Origin of the sequence: Nonomuraea sp. NPDC050153, assembly GCF_044460125.1 — a bacterium.
Lineage (GTDB): Bacteria > Actinomycetota > Actinomycetes > Streptosporangiales > Streptosporangiaceae > Nonomuraea.
The window spans coordinates 400,181-419,644 of sequence record NZ_JBITJQ010000004.1; the positions used below are offsets into that span (position 1 = coordinate 400,181).

Consider the following 19,464-nt stretch of genomic DNA (forward strand, 5'->3'; position numbering starts at 1 on the left):
ACTGTCAGTGATGCCCCGCTGGGCGACGAGAGGTCGGTGCGGGCTCTTCTGCGCGAGCAGCACCCGGACCTCGCGGAGCTGGACCTCCGCCGGGCGGCCACCGGCTGGGCGAACGAGCTGTGGCGGCTCGGTGACGAGCCGGCCGTGCGCCTGCCGCGCAGGGCCGGCGCTTCGGCCGGTCTCCGCAACCAGCAGCGGTGGCTGCCCGCGCCCACCGACGCGCCCGCCGATCCGGCGTGCACGGAGCTGGGCCGTCCTGCGCAGCGTCTCCCTCATCGGCATCGGCCAGGCCTGGGAACGGGGCCTTCCCGGCGGCCGGCCCACGTGGGGACACGCGGGCCGGATGGCGCTCGATCGGGTTCTGACGCCCTCCAAACCGTGATGAGACCGCCGCTGTCAGCCCGGGTGGATACCAGACCGCGTCCGGCTCAGCTCGCGGTCTGATCCTCGGGGATACCGGACTCGGCGCGGCCGGCGTCGATCAGGTCGCCGAGCAAGGCGACCACGGCCGCGGCGATGTCGCGGGCCATGGCGCCGTGCCGCTCGTCGCGGGCGGGGTCGGGGGAACCGGTCAGCTTGCCGACCAGGTCGGGGTCGTCCAGGAGGAAGCGGTGCAGCAGCGGCCGGTCCGCGACGGCCAGGAAGTAGGTATGCGCGAAGCGGTGCAGCAGGCAGGCCCGCGGATCCTCCTGCAGCGCCCGCCGCAGCTCGTCCATCGCCCGCAGCAAGGGGAACGTCGGGACATGATGGTCCCCGCCACACGCGCCGGGATCGCCGCGCGCAACCTGGCGACCCGGTTCTGGCGCGGGACGGGGTGAGCCGGTTGCGGACCCATGAGGCGCCGGCCGCGGCCGGCGCTCACCTGACCGCATGCCTCACGGTCGAGGACGGACAAGCCTGACGGCGAGGAAGGACGGCCGCGTGTTGAGCTTGTCGTAGGCAGCCTCGTCGATCTCCCGCAGGGCGGCCACCGGGCGCGGCTCGACGATCCGCTCCAGCACGAACCCGGCGGCCAGCAGCTCCCCCAGGAACGTCTCCACCGTCATCCGCTGGAAGTGGATCGAGAACGGCGTGTCTGCCAGGGGAAGCTCGACCCAGTCGTCGGCATGGTACGAGCCCCCGAAGTGCTGCCAGTCGGCAGTCGGATGGCCCGTCGAGACCACCAGCCAACCCTCGGGCCGCAGCACCCGGCGCAACTCGCCCAGCAGCTGCGCGCGACGCGTGACGTGGGGATACACCAGCGCGCACACGGCCCCGTCGAACGACGCGTCCGCGGCGAAGCCCAGCGGCTCCTCCAGGTCGTGCAGACGGAACTCGGCCCGCTCCCCCACCCGCGCCCGCGCGTGACCCAGCACCGCCTCGCTGCCGTCGACGCCGACCACCTCGGCCCCGCGTGCCAGCAGCTCAGCCGCGTAGTGCCCGGCGCCGCACCCGACATCGAGCACTTTCGCGCCGGCGACGTCACCGGCGAGCGCCAGCATCGCGGGCCGGTCGACATAGGCGTTGTACGGGCTGGAGGTGGCGTGCTCGGCGAACCGGTCTCCGAGCGCTCCGTGGTATGCGGTCTCAGGGGGCATCCACCCATGATCCAACAGACGCCTCCACCCTGCACTCCACCCTTCGGAGGTGCCGCTCCACCCCGCCCCGTCCCTACCGTCCCAGGTATGGACAAGCACTCTGGACGCCCGGGCGGTCTCTGGCTCGACCTGCTGCACCGGCTCCTGGACGCCAACGGGGGAAAGATGAACGGCAGGTTCCTGCTCGCGATCGTGGTCGTGGCGCTGCTGGTGGTAGCCGGCTTCGTGGCCTTCCGGCTTATCTTGGTGGACATGATTCTGACCTTGAAGGACTCGCGCTAGGCGATGCGGGAGGTGTGGGGGCGGGCCGTCCGGCTGCTGGCGGCCGACGACCCGGAGACGGGACGCCTGGTCAGGCTGTTGATGAGCCTGGTCCTGGCCTGGTCGCTGGTGGCCGCCGAGCCCGATCGCTTCCCCGGCTTGCTATTTTCCGCGCTCGGCGTGTCGATGGCGTGCTGGCTGGCCTTCGTCCTGCTCGACGGCCGCTTCCCGCGCCTGGCCGTGAGCCTGCTGGCGGCGGGTTCGGCGGTCGCGGCGTCGGTGTCGGGGTCGGCCGACGCGGGGCCCACGGTGTTCGTGTTCGCGATGCTGCTGCTGTTCGCGGCGCACATGACGCCGAGCATGGGAGCGATCGTCGCGGTCACCGCGGCCGATCTGGCGCTCATGGCCGGCAGCCTGCTGTGGTGGGGGCAGCCGCGATCGGCGATCGTGGTCCGCGGGACGGTCGTGATGTGCACCGTGCTCTTCGCGTTGCACCGGCGCCAGTACCGGCGGGCCCACCACGACCGGGCCAGGGCCATGGCGCTCGACGAGCGGACCCGCATCGCCAGGGAGCTCCACGACGTGCTCGCGCACTCCCTCGGCGCCCTCGGGGTGCAGCTGGAGGTCGCCGAGGCGATGCTCACCGAGCGGGGCGACGTGGAGGGGGCGGTGGCGCGCGTCCGCAGGGCGCGGGCGCTGGCCAGGGAAGGGCTGGTCGAGGCGCGCTCGGCGGTGGCGGCCCTGCGCGAGGACGTGCCGCCGCTGCCCGACGCGTTGAGCCTGCTGGTCACCGAGCACCGCAGGGACCACGACGTGCCCGCCGAGCTGCGTACGACCGGCACGCGGCGGCCGATCACCCCGGCGGCGGAGGTCTGCCTGCTGCGAACGGCCCGCGAGGCGCTGACCAACGCCGCCAAGCACGCCCCGGGCGAGCCGGTCACGGTCGAGCTCGGCTACGGTGAGGGCGCCGTCCGGCTGGTGGTGCGCAACGCGTACGCGGCCGGAGGCGCGCCGCCGTCGTCGGGGCACGGTCTGCAGGGTATGCGCGAGCGGCTGGCGCTCGCGGGCGGGACGCTGAGCGCCGGACCGTCGGGCGACCGGTGGGAGGTACGGGCGGAGGTGCCGGAATGAAGGTCCTGGTCGTGGACGACCAGCAGCTCATGCGCGAGGGCCTGGTGGCGCTGCTGGACCTGGTCGACGACGTGGAGGTGGTGGGCGACGCCGGGGACGGCGAGCAGGCCCTGCGCCTGGTGGCCGAGCTGCGCCCCGACGTCGTGCTCATGGACCTGCGCATGCCCGTGATGGACGGCGTCGAGGCCACGCGGCGCATCGCCCGCGCGCACCCGGAGGTGGCCGTCGTGGTGCTGACGACCTACGACGACGACCGGTCCGTGGACTCCGCCCTGCTGGCCGGGGCCTGCGGCTACCTCACCAAGGACGCGGGCCGCGCGGAGATCGCCGCCGCCCTCCGCTCGGCCGCCGCCGGGCAGTCGACGTTCTCGGCCGCGGTGTCCCGCCGACTGGTCGAGGCGCTGTCCCGCGCCGCGCCGCCGCCGGTCCCGGCCTGTCCCGACGGGCTGACCGTACGGGAGGTCGAGGTGCTGCGGCTCGTCACCGGAGGACTGAGCAACGCGGAGATCGGCTCGGCGCTCTTCATCGCGGAGACGACCGTGAAGACGCACATCAACAACGCCTTCGCCAAGATCGGCGTCCGCAACCGCACGGAGGCCGCCGCCTACGCGCGTGACAACCTGCTTTAGCGCCTTCGTCTGGACCAGCAGTTCGACGCAGAATGACATAGGCTCCTTCTTGATCCGGACAGCTGACCACGGGGAGATGGGTTCATGCCGTCAGGAGTACGCGACGGTGCCGAGGCGCGCCGTCCGGTGGGTGAACCTGGCCTGGGCGCGTTGTTACGGGGCTGGCGTGAGCGGGCGCTGCTGACTCAGGAGCAGGTGGCGGCGCGGGCGGGGCTCAACGTCCGCACGGTGCGCCGGTTGGAGGCGGACGAGCTGCGGCGGCCGCGCAGCGCGTCGGTGCGATCGCTGGCCGAGGCGCTGGGCCTGGACGCGGCGGAGCTGTCCACTCTGACACGCGCCGCGAACGGGCCGCAGGAAAGCCCCGGCCCGATGCGGCCGACGCCGCGGCAGTTGCCCAGCGACGCGGCGGCGTTCGTCGGCCGGGTCGAGGAGCTGGCCGTGTTCGATGACGTCGGCGACGCGGCCATGGTGGTGGTCACCGCCATCGACGGCATGGCGGGGGTGGGCAAGACCGCGCTGGCCGTGCACGCCGCCTACCAGCTGGCTCCGCGCTTTCCCGACGGCGATCTGTTCGTCGACCTGCACGGCTTCACGCAGGGCATGGCCGCGGCGGATCCGGCCGACGCGCTCGCCCGCGTGCTGGAGGTGCTGGGCGTGCCCGGGGAGTCGGTCCCGCAGCACCTCGACGACCGGGCCGCGCTCTATCGCAGCGTGCTGGCCGACAGGAAGATGCTGATCGTGCTGGACAACGCCGCCGACGAGGCGCAGGTGCGGCCGCTGCTGCCGGGCGCGGGCGGCTGCCTGGTGCTGGTGACGAGCCGGCGGCGGCTGGTCGGGCTGGACGACGCCCGTACGGTGTCGGTGGACGTGCTGCCGCTCGCGGACGCGATCGCGCTGTTCACCGGCACCGCCGGCGCGGAGCGGGCCGCGGGCGTGCCGCGGGAGACGCTGGCCGAGGTGGTACGTCGGTGCGGGCTGCTGCCGCTGGCCATCCGCCTGGCCGCGGCCCGGCTGAAGGCCCATCCGGCCTGGAGCGTGCGTGACCTGTTGCGGCGGCTGGAGGAGCACCAGCACCTGCTGAGCGAGCTGCGGGCCGGACAGCACAGCGTCACCGCCGCCCTCGACCTGTCCTACAAGGAGCTCACCGCCTCCGAGCGGCGCGCGTACCGGCTGCTGAGCCTGCATCCCGGCATGGACCTCGCGCCCGACGCGGCCGCGGCGCTGCTGGCCGGCACCGTCAAGCGGGCCTCGACGCTGCTGGATTGCCTGCTGGAGGCCCACCTGCTGCAGGAGCCGGCCCCGGGCCGCTTCCGCTTCCACGACCTGATCAGGACACATGCCACCGAGCGGGCGACCGGCGAAGAGCCCGAGGCCGCCCGGCACGCCGCGCTGGCGCGGCTGCTGGACCACTACAACCGCGCCGCGTCGACGGCGATGGACCTCCTCTATCCCTACGAGGCGGACATGCGGCCGCGGCTCATGCCGGACGAGACGTCGGCACCGGCGGTGGCCGACGCCGCCGCATGGCTCGAGGCCGAGCTGTCCAACCTGCTCAGCCTCGCGCAGCTGGCCGCCGAGCGCGGGTTCTCCGAACACGTCCGGCACCTGTCGGCCACCCTGCACCGGTGCCTGCGCACCCGCGGCCGCTATGCCGAGGCCGAGACGCTCCTCGAACGGGCGCTGTCGGCGGCCCGGACCGCCGAATACCGTACGGGCGAGCTGGAGGCGCTCCTCGGGCTCGGCGAGATCCGCCAGATGCAATGCCGCTACGAGGCCGCTCTGGAGGACAGCTCCCGCGCCCTGGCCATCGCCTGCGCGATCGGTCACCGAGCGGGCGAGTTACGCGCGCTGAACGGCATCGGCATGGTCCGCGGGTTCCAGGGAGAATACACGCGGGCCTCCGACCACTTCGCGCAGGCGCTGGACATCGCCCGGGCGATCGGTCACCGTACGGGCGAGCTGGACGCGTTGATCGCCGCCGGCAACGTTCACCGGATCATGGGGTGGTACGAGAAGAGCGCCGACGAGCTGGCCCGGGCCCTGGTCATCGCCCGCTCGATCGGCCACCGCACCGGCGAGTTACGGGCGCTGCTCGGCATCGGCTTCATCCACCTCGGGCAGGGCTCGCGCGAGCCGGCCACCGACTACTTCACGCGGGCGCTGGACCTGGCCCGCGCCACCGGGCACCGGCTCGGCGAGCTCGACAGCCTCAACGGCCTCGGCCACCTGCACCGCCTCCAGGGCCGGTACGCGGAGGCGCACGACTGCTACAAGCAGGCTCTCCGCCTGGCGTGCGAGATCGGCAACAGCAACTGGCAATTCGAGGCCCTGCACGGCATAGGCCGGCTGCGGCATGCCCGCGGCCACGCCGATCAGGCGCTCGACTGCCACCGTCAGGCGCTGGACCTGGCCTCGGAGCTGCGCCAGCCGAGCGACCAGGCCCGTGCCCACGACGGTCTCGCGCACGCCCACGCCGCGCTCGGCGAACACGACCACGCCCGCCGCCACTGGACCGAAGCCCTGACCATCCTGGCCGCCCTCGGCATCGACTGGACCGAGGAGACAGGAGTCGACACCGAGAGCATCCGTGCCCACCTGGCGTCAGCCGATTCACCTCAGTTGCCTGCCGCCGGCCCGTAGGCACAGGGCGGGGCCGTGCCCGGCTGGATCACGACGCGCGGCGACCGGCTGAGTTCTGGCGGCACGTTTCCGCGTCCCACGCAGAGCACCTGGCTCACGCCCGGGGAGCCGATGAGGACGACCTGGCAGCCGGTGACCGGCTGGTTGTCGAACGTGTCGACCTGGTACAGCTCCGGCTGGTACTGCCTGGCCGGTTGGCAGGACCCGTAGAGAAAACTGACGCCGGCGGTCCCGCTGGTCAACGTCAGCCGTCCGGTGGCCGCCTGCGCCGTGCCCGTCGTGCCCGCCACCGCCAGGCAGGCCAGTGCCGACCCGGCGAGCAGTGCTCTCGTCATCGTCTTCATGACGCGAGTCTCGACCGCCGGTATCGGAACATCCAGGGCAATAACCGGCTATTTCCCGGACATATCAAGCCGCGACGAATCATGACGGCGGGCTCCCGCCCGTAGTCTCTCCGCATGGCACTTGACGACGACGTACCGCGGCGACAGGCCGGTCGTCTCCTCCGGGACCAGGTCGAGACGGCGGAGACGGTCACGATGGAGACCCTGGCGGAGTCGTCCGCCGAGGTCCTGCGGCTCTACGACGGCCTCGCGCCGGACGCGTCCGCGACCGGGCTCGCGCTCTGGGCGGAGGCACGACTGCGCGCCTACACCTGGGGCGAGCTCAACCAGTCGTGGTGGTGGGACAACCGGGAGCCATTCCCCGGCCTGGCGGAGAGCGACACGACCGGCCGGGCCGTCGCCGACGACGCCGTACGGGCGGCGCGCCGGGCACTCGAACTCGACCCGCAGGACAATCTCGCGGCGTTCTCCCTGGGCATGACCCTGGAACACCTCGGCGACCGGACCGGCGCCGTCGCCGCCTACCTCGAAGCGCTCAGGCTGGACCCGTGGGACGAGGACGCCGCGTCCCGCGTGGCGGCGCTGGGAGAGCCCGAGCCGGGCTCGGCCCCGGAGATCCAGTGCCGTCACACGCATGGCTTCTTCCTGCTGCGGTTGGAGGCGCTCATCTCCAACAACGGCGACACGGAGACCTGGTCCTGGCTGCTCACCGACCCGGCCGACGTCCGGACGGTCGCCGACGGCCTGATCGCCGACATGTGGTGGGGCGTGGCGAACGCGGACTGGGAGGACGAGATCCCCGCGGACGACCACTTCACGGTGGAGATCCACGCTCCCGGGGAAAAGGTCGTCGAGCACGAGGTCTTCCCCGCGCTGCGCCGCTCGCCGGACGGAGTGATCCACCTCGACTGGTCCCGGCTTCCGCTGCCGGAACGGCTGCCCGCGCCGCTGCCCGCCAGCAGGCCCGTACGCACCGGCGGCGTCACGTACTTCCTCGGTTTCAACCCCGAGGTGCCCGACTCCTACCCGACGGACTCCGGCGACTACCTGGACCGGATCTGAAGCTTTACCGTACCGAGATATACCGATTTCGCTACTGTCACATCCGTCACCGAAGAGAGGAAGACCTGGATGCGACGTTTACCCTTCGTTCTCGCCGCCGCGCTCGCCGCGACCTCGCTCCTCCCGGCTTCCGCCATGGCCCGGAGCGGAGACAGCAGCAACAACAAGACCCGCGCGTCGGCGAAGGCGACCAGCGGTAAGGCGACCTTCTACGAGCTTCGGTCCGGAGGCGGCAACTGTTCGTATCCGTCCCCTCCCGCCGGCGGCCTCTACGTCGCGCTCTCCCGCGCCGAGTACAGGGCTGCCGCCGCCTGCGGCGGGTACCTGACCGTCACCGGGCCGAAGGGCTCCGTCCAGGTCAAGGTCGTCGACCAGTGCCCGGAGTGCTCCGCCGGGCATATCGACCTGAGCCGTAAGGCCTTCGCCCGCGTCGCGGACCCCGGCAAGGGCATGGTGGGCGTCAGCTACAGCCCGGCCGCCAACCCGCGGATCGGCAAGCCGCTCTCCTTCCGCGTCAAGGAGGGTTCGTCGCAGTGGTGGCTGGCCCTGCTGGTCGTCGACCACGGCAACCCGCTCACCTCGGTCGAGGTCAAGTCCGCCGGCGGCACGTGGCGCAAGCTGGCCCGGGCCGACTACAACTACTGGATCGCCGCGTCCGGCGCGGGCAAGGGCCCCTTCGCCGTGCGGGTCACCGACACCCGCGGCCACCGGGTCACGGCCAACGGCGTCCGCCTGACTCCCTCCGCCGTCCAGCGCACCACCACGAAGATGTACTGATCCGGCCTCGCTCATCGGCTTGGCGCCCGGGTTTGCGGATCCGGCGCGCTCCTTACGAGCAGCCTGACCTCCCGGGCCCGATCGCCCCACCGCGCCTTCCCGTCCTGCAGCCGGGACGCCACGCCTTCGCCGAGCCGCCCGGCCGCCATCCCCAGGTTTAGGGATGTGGGCGCCGCCGGGTGGCGCCGTAGCTTTGGACCGTTCCGAAGGCGTTCCGGCGAGGAGAGCCGGGACGGGCCATCGACACGAGGAATGGATCGGCGGCCACGACCCCTCCTGGTGGTGTCCATCTCCTCGCGGGACCGGGCTGCCTCGTCCGCGGAACCCTGCCGGACGCTCGCGGATGAGGCAACCCGGTTCCCCGTGTCTCGGGACCGCCTGGGCCGGGCGGCCCCGAGACACAGCCGGGTCAGAGCGAGGCGGGGGCCGCTGTGAGGCCGGATCTCAGGGCCGCCTCGACGATGCTGAGCGCCTCGTTCTCGTCGATGCCGACGCTCGCCACGACGGCGGCGTATTCGGCGGCGGCCTGGTGGGCACGTTCGCGGGCCTCCTCGCCGGACGCCGACACGAACGAGCCCGCCCGCCCCCGGGTCTCGATCAGCCCTGATTCCTCCAGCTCCCGGTAGGCCCGGCCGACCGTGTTGACGGCCAGGCCGAGGTCGGCCGCGAGCCGGCGGATGGTCGGCAGCCGGGAGCCCACGGCCAGCGTGCGATCCTGGATCTGCCGGGCGAGCTGGGCCCGCAGCTGCTCGAACGGCGGCACCGCCGAGCCCGCGTCGATGACGATCATCGGAGGCCTTCCGGAGCGCCCACCATGTGCCGGGCCATGGTCGCGGCGCACGGAGTCCTGACATGGACGGCGATGTGGGCGGCCACGCCCAGCACCAGGAAGACGAGTGCGGCGACGTTCCACCAGCCGGGCGCGAACCCGAACAGCAGCACCATCGGCAGCGCCCCCAGCACGCTCGGCGCGGCGCTCTCCCGCGCGTCCTCGATGCGCATGATGACGTCGGCCGTCAGGGAGACCTCGTCCTCGGCCACGACGGGCCGGGCCAGCAGCTCGCGCAGTTGCAGCACCGCGCCGGCGCCGACCCCGACCACCGCGATCAGCAGCACGACGGCCGCCTGCCTCATGGTGCCCTCGCCGACCGCCAGCGCGCTCGCCCCCAGCGCGAACGCACCGGCGAAGGTGCCGGCCGCCAAGCCGGCGTACGGCAGTCCGAGCAGGTCCCGCCAGCCGGGCTGCACCGGATGGGCCACTCGTCGCGCCAGCGCCGCCCCGGCCTGACGGTCGACGCGCCGCACCCAGGCGTCGAACAGCGTACGGACCAGTAACAGCCCGACGATCGACGCGCCCAGGATCAGCACCGGCGTCGGCCCGCCCGGCCCGGGCCCGCCGGACGCGGACTTGGCCAGCGGGCCGGAGACCTGCGCCAGCGCGGCCACCAGGAACAGCACGGCCAGCAGGACACTGCCGAACAGCCGCGCCCGCGACCTGGCGGCGAGTCGCGTGGCGAGCAACGGCGTCGGCGGGCTGTCACCGAGGCCGTGCTGCGCCAACCAGGTTCCTGCGGAGCGGATGTTTGCCACGGAGTTGTTCGCCATGCTTCCTCCTTTGTCGCAAGCTTTGTATCAACATGTTGCGTCATAGCTTGCGACAAAGTCAACAGGGAGGCCCTCGGGTGCCGGCGGTCTCCGTACCCGAGGCCGCGCGCGGCGCGGGGACCCGGTCGGCGGGCTTCGGGCGGGTCGCGGGTGTCTCTGCCCTCGCGCCACACCGAACGTGGTACCGGCCGACAAAGCGTGCGACATGCGAGCAACGCATCGCCAGCCTCAAGGAGGGCTTAGGCGGTGTCGGAGCCGTACAGGGCGGCGATGTCCTGGGAGGTGGACCACCGGCTGTAGGTGGGCCGCTGCGGCCAGCCGTCGGGGGAGTCCTGCCACTCCTCCTGCCGCCCGTACGGCAGCAGGTCGATCAGCGCGAAGGAGTGGCTGAGCTGCTCGGTGCCCCGGCCGTTGGTGTGCCAGGTGCGATACACGGTGTCACCGTCCCGCAGGAACACGTTGACGGCGAAACCTCCGCCGGGCGGTGCGCCGACGTCGGTGCCGAACAGGCTGTTCGCGGTGGAGTACCAGGCCATCTTGTTCCCGACCCGCCGCCGGTAGGCGAGTGCCTCGTCGATCGGGCCCTGGGTGACGATGACGAACCGGGCATCGTAGCCGTCCAGGAACTCCAGCCGGGTGAACTGCGAGGTGAACCCCGTGCAACCCGGGCACTGCCACTCCTTGCCCTCGAACCACATGTGGTTGTAGACGATCAACTGCCTCTTGCCCTCGAAGACGTCCGCCAGCCGAACCGGCCCGTCCTCGCCCTCAAGGGTGTAGTCGGGCATCTTCACCATGGGCAGGTGGCGGCGCTGGGCGGCGATGGCGTCGAGCTCCCGGGTCGCGGCCTTCTCCCTGGCACGCAGCTCTTCGAGCCGGCGCTGCCAGGTGTCGGCGTCGACGACGGGCGGTAGTGCGTTTGCGCTCATGATCCCTCACTGATCGGTCTGCTTGTCCAGAGGTAGACCTGGCCCGGACCTCGAACTCATCGGTGGCCGGCAAATCCGACGGAACGAGAGCGTCCGCCGCGCGCCGACCGACCGGCTGACCCTGCGCTGCCGTGTCAGCTGGCACGTCAGGACGGCAACGGCCCCGTATCAGAACGGTCGACGACAGTAGAGCCCATGAACGGTCCACCGACCGTCCAACCCCCTCCCACAACAGCCTCGAAGGAGCGACCACCATGTCCGTCACCCTCACCGACCAGGACAAGACCACCCTGCGCATCGCCGCCTGGGGCGCCGTCTCCCTGATGTCCGCCGCCGGCGCCGCCGGCTCGGCCCACAAGGTCGCCACCGAAGGCTCCATCGCCCTGACCTCCGCCACCGGCCTGGCCGGACACGTCCTCACCAAGGCACCCAAGGGCGTCAAGTACGGCAAGACCGTCGCCGAACTCGCCGACCAGGTACTGCCCGCCCTGACCGCGTCCATGAACCTGCTCAACCAGCAGGACCCGGCCGAAGCCGACAACTTCCGCCGCACCATCGTCGTCGCCATCGACGCAGCCACCCGCACCCACCAGGGCCGGCCCAGCCCCACCCTGACCGACATGGCCCGCAAGATCACCGAAGCCCTCGACGCCGCCTGACACCATGTCGACCCGCACAGCCACAGCGTGTCACCGGGGTCCTGCCCGGACCTCGGTGACACGGCGGCGGGCCGGGTCAGGGCGACCGAACCGGCTCGCTCCCCCTGGCCGACGCCCGCCACCGACTTCCGTCGTAGGCTGCATCTCGCACGTGATGAGCGGGAGGCTGAGATGGCCGAGACGACGGTGGCCGAGGTGATGGCCGAACTGGCCGAGCTCGAGGACCCCAAGGCACGCGAGGTGAACGAGAAACACGGTGACGATCACGGAGTGAATCTCAGCAAGCTGCGCGCGATAGCGAAGCGGCTGAAGACGCAGCAGGAACTCGCGTGCCGGCTCTGGGAGACGGACGACAGCGCGGCGAGACTGCTGGCGATCCTGATCTGCCGCCCGAAGGCGTTCGAGCGTGACGAGCTGGACGTCATGTTGCGCGAGGCGCGCACCCCCAAAGTGCACGACTGGCTCGTGAACTACGTGGTGAAGAAGAACCCGCACGCCGAAGAGCTGCGCCTGACCTGGTCCGCCGATCCGGATCCAGTGGTCGCGAGTGCCGGCTGGGCGCTGACCACCGAACGCGTCACGAAGAAGCCCGAGGTCCTCGACCTCGTAGGACTGCTCGACGTCATCGAGGCGGAGATGAAAGACGCCCCGGATCGCCTGCAGTGGGCGATGAACCACTGCCTGGCGCAGATCGGGATCGACCACGCAGAGCACCGCGCTCGTGCCATCGACATCGGCGAACGCCTGGAAGTGCTCAAGGACTACCCGACTTCCCCGGGCTGCACGTCTCCGTTCGCGCCGATCTGGATCAGCGAGATGGTGCGCCGACAGCACGGGTAACACGACGTGCCGATCGGCTCCCAGCCCGAGCGCCGGCTCTTCCGTACGCTGCCTGGTAAGTGCCCACCTCATGGGTGGACGCCTTTCTACAACGAACGCAGCCCCTGGAGGGCGACGTCGAGGGCGCGCCGGATCGAGGTCAGGTACTCCTCCATCGAGGGGCCCTGGCGGAGGCTGGCCCTGCCGGCTGCTTGAGCGGCTCCCATCAGGGATCCGACGGCGGCAGCCGCGGTGACCGGGTCGAGCACGCGGGGGTAGGCCTTCATGAGCGCGTCGGCAATCGCCTGCTGGAGGTCGAACAGCACGTGCAGGGCCTTGGCCTGCACGGCAGGCACTTTCATGACCGTGTCGTCGAGGCGCTTCAGATCCTCGCCGGCCCCGGAGAGCGGCCCTTCGGCCAGACGCCGGGCGAAGACTCGTTCGTAGATCTCGAGCATTACGTCGGAGACGTGCTCCTCCGGCGCTCGTTCGCCGATCACTTCGATGGCCGCTTGGACGTACTGGTCGGTGTCGGCGAACAGGACGTCTTCCTTCGTGGGGAAGTGGTTGAAGAACGTCTTCTTGGCCACGTCGGCCGCCTGGGTGATCTGCGCGATGGTGGTCCGCTCGTATCCCTGTTCGGCGAACAGCCTGAGCGCCGTGTCGATCAGCAGCTGCCTGGTCTGGAGTTTCTTGCGCTCGCGTCGCGTCTCGTCCGCCATGCCACGAGAGCCTACACCGGGCATATGAGTATACTTGGACTACTTTTAGTCCAGGTGTAATCTAAACGCAGATGCCGATGAGCCGACGCGTACGCCGGCGCAGAAAGGACGGAAACTCTCATGACGCTCCCCCTTCCCGCTCTGACCCCGGTGGAGGAAACCCTGTGGATCACCCTGACCGGCCGGGCATTCGACAGCCGCCTGCCGGACCCGATCCTCGGGGACACGATGGCCGACGAACTCGTCCGCAAAACCGGCCACACCGACGACCAGCTCCGCTGGACCAGGGTCTCCTGCGTCGAAGTCGCCCAGCGGGCCAAGAAACTGGATGAGGTCGCGCAGCGGTTCATCGCCCGCCACCCCGACGCGATCGGTGTCGACCTGGGCGCCGGGCTGGACACGCGGGCGTTCCGCATCGGCACTCCGCCCACCGTCGACTGGTACGACGTCGACTTCCCCGACGTCGCCGCCGCCCGGCGACGGTTCATCCCCGACCGCCCGCACGTCCACACCATTGGCGCGGACCTGACCGGCCCGGACTGGCTGGAGAGCCTCCCCGCCGACCGCCCCGCGGTGATCGTCGCCGACGGCCTGATGGCGTTTCTCGCCGAAGCCGACATGATCTCCCTGCTGCGGCGGCTCACCGACCATTTCCGCAGCGGGGAGATCGTGTTCAACGTCTACAACAAGTTCACGGTACGGGCTGCGAAACTCGCCCCCAGCGTCCGGTTTCTGGTCCCCCTCTTCAAGTCCCCGGGATTCGACCGCCTGGATCCCGTGCGCTGGAATCCCAAGCTCACGCTCATTGAGGAGATCATGCTCACCCGTGAGCCGGAGGTCGCCCAGTATCCGCCGGCCCTGCGCCTGTGGACCCGCTTGGCCGCACTCAGCACGTCCTTGTCCAGGCTGGGCACCGTGGTCGCGCGCTACCGCTTCTGACGCGGCGCGACTGGCGCAGGGGGCACCGGTTCAGGGATGCTCAACGCCGTCCAGCAGTTCTCCGGCGCCATCGGCGTCGCCGCTCTGGGCACGGTGTTCTTCGCGCGGGTCAGCCACGGCGGATCCGGCTCGCCGATGCCCCGCCCGCGCTGAGCCCCGGTTCTGGCGCTATGCAGAACGGTCGTGCCCGTTGAGTGCTTCGCGGCGATATTTGCGCGCGGTGCTCGCGTGCACCCCCAGCGCTCGGGCGAGAGCGGTCCCGGTCATGTTCGGATCCTGAGCGAGCAGGGCCGCCACCTGGGCTCTCCGGTCGCCGTCCTCCCGGACCTCGCCTGTAAGCGTGTCCTGGCCTGCCCGTGCGACCGCCGGTTCGGGCCCGGTGGACGCCGACCGGCGCTCGCCGGTTCCCCGCGTCGGCTCGCCTTGGTCGACCCGCGGCGTGGCGTGCGCCGCCGGTCTCGACTGCGGCGCCGGTGGCGCTTGGTCCGAGGCGCCGCTCGGGGGCGCGGGTTCGGCGAGCGCCCGCTCCGGCTGCCCTGGGTCGTGCGCGCGATCGGCGATCTCACGACCCGAGCGGACCACCCACATGATCAACTCGTACGAGATCACCAAGGCGATCGCCGGCCACGCGGCCAGCGCCGCGGCCAGGGGTCCCCGCTCGATCCCGTGCAAGATGTTCGCCGCCAGCGTCGCCGCGACTCCCAGCGCCAACGCCCAGCGGGCCAACGCCGGAACGGCCAGACGGTAACGGGCACACCACAGCAGCACCATCGAGGAGGAGTAGATCATGCCGTCCACCGTCGCCGGGACCAGATGCGCCGACAACTCGTCCTCGGCGCCGTACCTCTCGATCACCGCCACCGCATGCCAGTACGACACCCACGCAGCCACCGCCGCGACCGCCAGCACCACGACCGTCATCGACACACGGATCAGCCGATCCCCACCTCGTGGCGGCTGCTTGCCCGAATTCACTCCAGAAATGTTGCCATGCCCAATGTCTCGCTATGTCCCCATCAGTCACTTCTGTCTCAGGCGGACGATCCGCGATGCGGTCCGACGCCGGTCAACAGGCGGACGCCGGACGGCGGCGCGGCCGAGCCGGATCGGGCTGAGCGGCGGCCCGGCGCCCTCCATGAACGCGGGCTGCACGGGCGCGGTCATCGTGTAGATCAGCCCACGCAGCCACGGATGATCGAGGGGGCGCGGCACGCGTTCAGAGTGATCGCGAGCCCTCTGGTGCCGGAGTTCCTGCAGCACGCGTGAGGCGGGCGGCCAGCGCGTGCAGGTGCTCGGCGAGCTCGCCCGGCTCGTGCACCTCGAACTCACACCCCAAAGCCAGCAGGTGGAAGGCGAGCCAGTCCAGGGTGTCGCCGTGCATGCGCAGCCGGCAGCGCTCCCCGTCGATCGGGGCGACCTCGCCCAGCGCCCTGATCGCCTCCGTGGGCCGGGCGTGCAGCGTGACGACGGCCTCGTGCGTGGGGGCGAGCGAGTAGAGCTTCTCGGCGACGTACGCGGCGGCGTCCCCGGCGGGCGGCTCACGCGGCACGACCCTGGCACCCGTCGCCCGCAGATCGGCGATGCGGTCGATGCGGAAGATCCGCCAGTCGTCGCGGTCACGGTCGTGCCCCAGCAGGTACCACCGCCGCCCGGCCGCGACGAGGCGGTAGGGGTCGACCAGCCGCGCGCTGCTCGTGCCGTCGTTCGCCCGGTACCCGAATCGGACTCGTTCCCGGTTCGCCACGGCCGCCGCCAGCATGGTGAGCCCCTCGGGATCGACCTGCGGCCCGCCCTCTGCGGGCAGCGGGACCGTGGCGCCGCCCAGCGACCTGACCCGATGGCGCAGGCGGGACGGCAGTACCTGCTCCAGCTTGGCCAGGGCGCGTACCGACGCCTCCTCGATGCCCTGGACAGGGTTCCTGGCGGCGGTGGACAGGCCGACCGCGATGGCCACCGCCTCCTCGTCGTCCAGCAGGAGCGGCGGCATTGCCGTGCCCGCGACCAGCCGGTATCCGCCTACCGCGCCCATGGTCGCCTCGACCGGGTAGCCGAGGTCGCGCAGGCGCTCAACGTCGCGCCGGATCGTACGGCGGCTGACCCCGAGGCGCTCGGCCAGCTCGCTGCCCGGCCACTCACGAGGGGTCTGGAGCAGCGACAGCAGGGCCAGGAGGCGGGACTCGGTCATGGATCTCAGCGTAGGTGCACATGTAGGACCAGATCTGACCTATTTGCGAAATAGCCTCCAGCCATGAACATTCCAGAGGGCTACACCACCGTCACGCCGTGGATCATCGGGCACGACACCGCAGGGCTCATCGACTACCTCAAGGCCGCGTTCGACGCCGTCGAACTGGCCAGGCTGGTCGATGACAAGGGACGCATCGGGCACGCGGAGGTGCGGATCGGCGACGCGGTGGTGATGATGTTCGACGGGGCTGCCCACTGGCCGCCCACCCCGGCCTTCCTTCGCCTGTACGTCCCCGACGCCGACGCCGCCCACCGCCGCGCCGTCGAGGTGGGCGGGACGTCGGTGACCGAGGTCACGCACCTGTTCTGGGGCGACCGGGTGGGGCGGGTACGCGACCCGTTCGGCAACCTGTGGTGGATCCAGGGCCGCATCGAGGAGGTCTCGCCTGAGGAGATGGAGCGCCGCATGAGCGACCCCGTGTTCACGAAGGCCATGGAGTACGTCCAGAGCGCGGACTTCTTCCCCGGCCGATGAGACGGATGATCGCCGGGCGGGGAAGAGCCTCCGGTAGTGGGACTGCCGGCCGCGTTCGGCGACTCATCGCGCGTTTCTCAACGCCCACGTCTACGAGCGTCGCGGGCGTCACCTGGCGGCTGTCCTGCGACATACCCGCCGCTCAGGTCGCCCGGTGGGCCGGATGAGTCCGGCGTTCGCCTTCCTCGCTCCGCCTGCAGGCGGGGATGTCGCTGCACGGCGACGAGCAAGGCTTGCGTTCATGGATGCGCACCAGGCCGCGGTAGCGGGCCGGCCGGCTGCTCAGACAACGCCTCAGCCACCGGGAGCCCAACGATGACCACACCCAGGCACACTCCTGAGCCGAACCCCGACACCACATCCCTTTGCCGGCAGGCTCAAAGGAAATGTCCCTATGCGCCGGTGATCAGGCGTCGTTCCAGGGCGATGATCGGCTCGATGCTCTGCAGGTCGTAATTGCTCAGGATGACGGCCGTCCAGTCCATGTCGAGGTAGACGGACCAACTCGTCGAGATGCCGCCTGCACCACCTCCGTGGGTGATGATGCGCTGGTTGTTATAGATGGCGGCCACAGGTCCGTACGCCTGGAAGGTCTCCCCCCGAAGGGAGCTGCCGGAGGTGTCCTCCTTCAGCGGCTTCGCGGAGATCTTTCCGTTCACATACAACTCGGTGTAGGGCCGGGCGGCGAGCTTGCCGCCTTGCAGCGCGACCGCGAAGCGCACCAGGTCCGGGGCGCTGGAGAAGCCGTTGCCGCCGCCTGTCCCCATCCATCCCCGTGCCGAGTTGCTGCCTTGGCCGGCGTCGCCGTAGACGGAGCCCTTGTCGAGGTTGCGTACGGCGTCAACCCGCGTGCCGTCCTTTTGATACATGTACGGATGGGCGATGCGCGCGTCGGCCAGCCACTGGCGGCGGTGGTAGTAGTCGGAGTCCTCCATGCCGGCCGGGAGGAAAATGTTCTGGCGGACGTAGTCCTGGAACGACCTGCCGGAGACTCTCGCCACGAGTTCGCCGAGCAGGGTGTAGCCCATACTGCTGTATGCCTTCTTCGTCCCGGGGGCGAACTCCAGCTCGAATGTCCTCAGATTCGCCCAGAAGTCCGCCATCTGCTCCTCGTAGCTGTTGTGGATCTTCTCCGGCGGCGGCTTCTCGCCGGGGCGCCGGGCGTCGCCCAGACCACTGGTGTGCGTGAGGAGATGATGCACGGTGATGCGTTCGGCCATCTCCGCCGGCAGGCCGTCCAGATACTTGCTCACCAGGTCGTAGAACTTGAGCTTGCCTTGCTGAACAAGCTGCACGACAGCCAGCCCGGTGAACGGCTTGGAGGCCGAGGCCAGAGCGTAGATGGTGTCGATCTTGTTCGGGACCTTGCCTTCCTTGTCCGCCCAGCCGTAGGCGCGGGCCAGGACCTGGCGGCCGCGGTATGCGATCACCACGGTGCCGGAGAACTCATCCTTGTCCGCCAGTTCTTTGACGTACCGGTCGAAAGCGCCTCCAGGGCGCAGGTCCTTGGGAATCCGGCCAGAGCCTGATGAGACGTCGGCGTTCGCCTTGGCGGTTCCTCCCGCGGCCAGCAGACCACCGGCCGCCAGCGGAACCGCGCCCAGGAACCCGAGGGCGGAACGGCGCGAAGGGTCGTGGTCAGGTGAGGGATGCGACAACGCCATGGAAATCCTTTCATGAGAAACGATCTGCGAGGGATGCAAGCACGCAGTTCGTTTCCTCGGCGTTTCCCTAGCCTTCTTGACCTGTCGAGGCGTCAATCCCGCCCCCGATCTGGTGATCGCCGCGGCCGGGACGTCGACGGCGTGCGCGACGACATCCGCGCGAGCACGACGGGGTGCCGGTCGGTGACCGATCGCATGCCTGGGGCCGGCTCCGGAGGCCGGTCGAAATCATGCCGCTGACCTGGGGTGGCACTCGCACGAACGGCTAACCGTACAGCGTGACGCGGCTTTGCCTGTTCGGCCTGCGTATCGGCCGCGCTCCAGGCGTCGACACGAGACTTCACCCCCTGTTACAAACCCCCGCAGACTTTGACAGAAAGTTTTACGCAATATCACGAAGACGCATTCCGGGCGGCAGATCACCATAGGGAAGGCAGTACGAACCCTCTTTCCCTCGGGAGGCGCAGAAATGTCCGCACGTCTTCGCACACTCGTTTTATCCGTCGTTCTCGCGTTATCAGTCGTCCTTATCGGCAGCCCGGCCTCCGCCGCCCCGGAAAAGCCGTCCGTTCCCCTCAAAGGCGGCGCCACCCAGTTGTTCACGATGACCCTCACGAGAAAGGCTGACACCCCGAAGGGCGTCAACGCGCCGGCGGAGGTAATTTACTGCGGCGGTTATCTCAGCCTCCCGTACGTCAACAGCCTGTACAACGACGTACGTACCGAGATCGAGGTGCAGTGCACCGCCGTCGTCGACTCGATCGACCTGTACCTCAACCTCTACAAGGACGGGTCCACCACCACGGCCTACAAGCGCTACAACCCGGCCAACTACGGGATCCATCACTCCAGCGCGCCGTGCCAGGGCACCACGAACACGTACTTCGCCGGCGGCACCGCCGTGTTCACCAAGGCCGGCTACGCCGGGTCCCCGCTGACCATGAACGGCACCACCCCCCAAGTCACGCTCGCCTGCTGAAAGGA

At 70.4% G+C, this 19,464-nt stretch carries 22 protein-coding genes; 11 read left to right on the plus strand and 11 right to left on the minus strand.

Annotated elements, in window-relative coordinates; genetic code table 11:
• Positions 1-428 precede the first annotated feature (428 nt).
• Positions 429-716 (minus strand): hypothetical protein, encoded by a 288-nt coding sequence (locus ACIBQ1_RS13930; protein WP_397277328.1) that lies wholly within the window; start codon positions 714-716, stop codon positions 429-431.
• A gap of 159 nt (positions 717-875) precedes the next feature.
• A complete protein-coding gene (locus tag ACIBQ1_RS13935) occupies positions 876-1,577 on the minus strand; it encodes a class I SAM-dependent methyltransferase (RefSeq protein WP_397277330.1) in 702 nt (233 codons plus the stop codon).
• 87 nt (positions 1,578-1,664) lie between these two features.
• Here ACIBQ1_RS13935 and ACIBQ1_RS13940 point away from each other — a divergent pair, with 87 nt between their 5' ends.
• From ACIBQ1_RS13940 to ACIBQ1_RS13955, 4 genes are all read left to right on the plus strand, one after another.
• The gene (locus ACIBQ1_RS13940) at positions 1,665-1,859 is read left to right on the plus strand and encodes a hypothetical protein (protein WP_397277332.1); all 195 of its coding nucleotides are present in this window, start codon (positions 1,665-1,667) and stop codon (positions 1,857-1,859) included.
• A gap of 3 nt (positions 1,860-1,862) precedes the next feature.
• Positions 1,863-2,969, plus strand: a complete 1,107-nt coding sequence (locus ACIBQ1_RS13945; RefSeq protein ID WP_397277334.1) for a sensor histidine kinase — start codon at positions 1,863-1,865, stop codon at positions 2,967-2,969.
• Positions 2,966-3,598 (plus strand): response regulator, encoded by a 633-nt coding sequence (locus tag ACIBQ1_RS13950; RefSeq protein WP_397277336.1) that lies wholly within the window; start codon positions 2,966-2,968, stop codon positions 3,596-3,598. The genes ACIBQ1_RS13945 and ACIBQ1_RS13950 overlap by 4 nt, the downstream gene beginning before the upstream one ends.
• A 126-nt stretch (positions 3,599-3,724) precedes the next feature.
• Positions 3,725-6,238 (plus strand): ATP-binding protein, encoded by a 2,514-nt coding sequence (locus ACIBQ1_RS13955; RefSeq protein WP_397277338.1) that lies wholly within the window; start codon positions 3,725-3,727, stop codon positions 6,236-6,238.
• Here the strand turns inward: ACIBQ1_RS13955 and ACIBQ1_RS13960 are convergent.
• Positions 6,214-6,582: a hypothetical protein gene (locus tag ACIBQ1_RS13960; RefSeq protein WP_397277339.1), complete on the minus strand. Its 369-nt coding sequence runs from the start codon at positions 6,580-6,582 to the stop codon at positions 6,214-6,216. The genes ACIBQ1_RS13955 and ACIBQ1_RS13960 overlap by 25 nt on opposite strands.
• A 114-nt stretch (positions 6,583-6,696) precedes the next feature.
• Between ACIBQ1_RS13960 and ACIBQ1_RS13965 the strand changes: the two genes are divergently transcribed.
• Positions 6,697-7,644, plus strand: a complete 948-nt coding sequence (locus ACIBQ1_RS13965; RefSeq protein WP_397277341.1) for a tetratricopeptide repeat protein — start codon at positions 6,697-6,699, stop codon at positions 7,642-7,644.
• A gap of 69 nt (positions 7,645-7,713) precedes the next feature.
• Positions 7,714-8,421, plus strand: a complete 708-nt coding sequence (locus tag ACIBQ1_RS13970) for an expansin EXLX1 family cellulose-binding protein (RefSeq protein ID WP_397277343.1) — start codon at positions 7,714-7,716, stop codon at positions 8,419-8,421.
• 409 nt (positions 8,422-8,830) lie between these two features.
• On the opposite strand, the gene ACIBQ1_RS13975 is transcribed toward ACIBQ1_RS13970, so the two are convergent.
• From ACIBQ1_RS13975 to ACIBQ1_RS13985, 3 genes are all read right to left on the minus strand, one after another.
• Positions 8,831-9,211 carry a GntR family transcriptional regulator gene (locus ACIBQ1_RS13975; RefSeq protein WP_397277345.1) on the minus strand — a complete coding sequence of 127 codons (381 nt, stop codon included), beginning with the start codon at positions 9,209-9,211 and terminating at the stop codon, positions 8,831-8,833.
• Positions 9,208-10,026, minus strand: coding sequence for a hypothetical protein (locus ACIBQ1_RS13980; RefSeq protein WP_397277346.1), 819 nt, complete (start codon positions 10,024-10,026; stop codon positions 9,208-9,210). Before ACIBQ1_RS13980 ends, ACIBQ1_RS13975 begins: the two co-directional genes overlap by 4 nt.
• A gap of 239 nt (positions 10,027-10,265) precedes the next feature.
• Positions 10,266-10,955 carry a DUF899 domain-containing protein gene (locus ACIBQ1_RS13985; RefSeq protein WP_397277347.1) on the minus strand — a complete coding sequence of 230 codons (690 nt, stop codon included), beginning with the start codon at positions 10,953-10,955 and terminating at the stop codon, positions 10,266-10,268.
• 254 nt (positions 10,956-11,209) lie between these two features.
• Here ACIBQ1_RS13985 and ACIBQ1_RS13990 point away from each other — a divergent pair, with 254 nt between their 5' ends.
• Both ACIBQ1_RS13990 and ACIBQ1_RS13995 read left to right on the plus strand, forming a co-directional pair.
• Positions 11,210-11,614 carry a hypothetical protein gene (locus ACIBQ1_RS13990; RefSeq protein ID WP_397277350.1) on the plus strand — a complete coding sequence of 135 codons (405 nt, stop codon included), beginning with the start codon at positions 11,210-11,212 and terminating at the stop codon, positions 11,612-11,614.
• 171 nt (positions 11,615-11,785) lie between these two features.
• A complete protein-coding gene (locus ACIBQ1_RS13995) occupies positions 11,786-12,454 on the plus strand; it encodes a DNA alkylation repair protein (protein ID WP_397277353.1) in 669 nt (222 codons plus the stop codon).
• 86 nt (positions 12,455-12,540) lie between these two features.
• Here ACIBQ1_RS13995 and ACIBQ1_RS14000 read toward each other — a convergent pair whose 3' ends face one another.
• The gene (locus ACIBQ1_RS14000; RefSeq protein WP_397277355.1) at positions 12,541-13,155 is read right to left on the minus strand and encodes a TetR/AcrR family transcriptional regulator; all 615 of its coding nucleotides are present in this window, start codon (positions 13,153-13,155) and stop codon (positions 12,541-12,543) included.
• Between the two features lie 120 nt (positions 13,156-13,275).
• Here ACIBQ1_RS14000 and ACIBQ1_RS14005 point away from each other — a divergent pair, with 120 nt between their 5' ends.
• Entirely contained in the window at positions 13,276-14,094 is an 819-nt protein-coding gene (locus tag ACIBQ1_RS14005) for a class I SAM-dependent methyltransferase (protein ID WP_397277357.1), read from the plus strand.
• Positions 14,095-14,262: 168 nt separating this feature from the next.
• On the opposite strand, the gene ACIBQ1_RS14010 is transcribed toward ACIBQ1_RS14005, so the two are convergent.
• The 3 genes from ACIBQ1_RS14010 to ACIBQ1_RS14020 form a co-directional block, all read right to left on the minus strand.
• Positions 14,263-15,015, minus strand: coding sequence for a DUF2637 domain-containing protein (locus ACIBQ1_RS14010; protein WP_397277673.1), 753 nt, complete (start codon positions 15,013-15,015; stop codon positions 14,263-14,265).
• A 99-nt stretch (positions 15,016-15,114) separates the two neighbouring features.
• The gene (locus ACIBQ1_RS14015; protein ID WP_397277359.1) at positions 15,115-15,306 is read right to left on the minus strand and encodes a hypothetical protein; all 192 of its coding nucleotides are present in this window, start codon (positions 15,304-15,306) and stop codon (positions 15,115-15,117) included.
• Between the two features lie 4 nt (positions 15,307-15,310).
• Positions 15,311-16,279, minus strand: a complete 969-nt coding sequence (locus ACIBQ1_RS14020; RefSeq protein ID WP_397277360.1) for a helix-turn-helix transcriptional regulator — start codon at positions 16,277-16,279, stop codon at positions 15,311-15,313.
• A 63-nt stretch (positions 16,280-16,342) separates the two neighbouring features.
• Between ACIBQ1_RS14020 and ACIBQ1_RS14025 the strand changes: the two genes are divergently transcribed.
• Entirely contained in the window at positions 16,343-16,816 is a 474-nt protein-coding gene (locus ACIBQ1_RS14025) for a VOC family protein (RefSeq protein WP_397277362.1), read from the plus strand.
• Positions 16,817-17,208: 392 nt separating this feature from the next.
• Here the strand turns inward: ACIBQ1_RS14025 and ACIBQ1_RS14030 are convergent, their stop codons facing one another.
• Complete coding sequence (locus ACIBQ1_RS14030; protein WP_397277363.1) at positions 17,209-18,480, minus strand: serine hydrolase domain-containing protein; 1,272 nt, start codon at positions 18,478-18,480, stop codon at positions 17,209-17,211.
• A gap of 604 nt (positions 18,481-19,084) precedes the next feature.
• On the opposite strand from ACIBQ1_RS14030, the gene ACIBQ1_RS14035 reads away from it, so the two are divergent.
• Positions 19,085-19,459: a hypothetical protein gene (locus tag ACIBQ1_RS14035; RefSeq protein ID WP_397277364.1), complete on the plus strand. Its 375-nt coding sequence runs from the start codon at positions 19,085-19,087 to the stop codon at positions 19,457-19,459.
• Positions 19,460-19,464 lie beyond the last annotated feature (5 nt).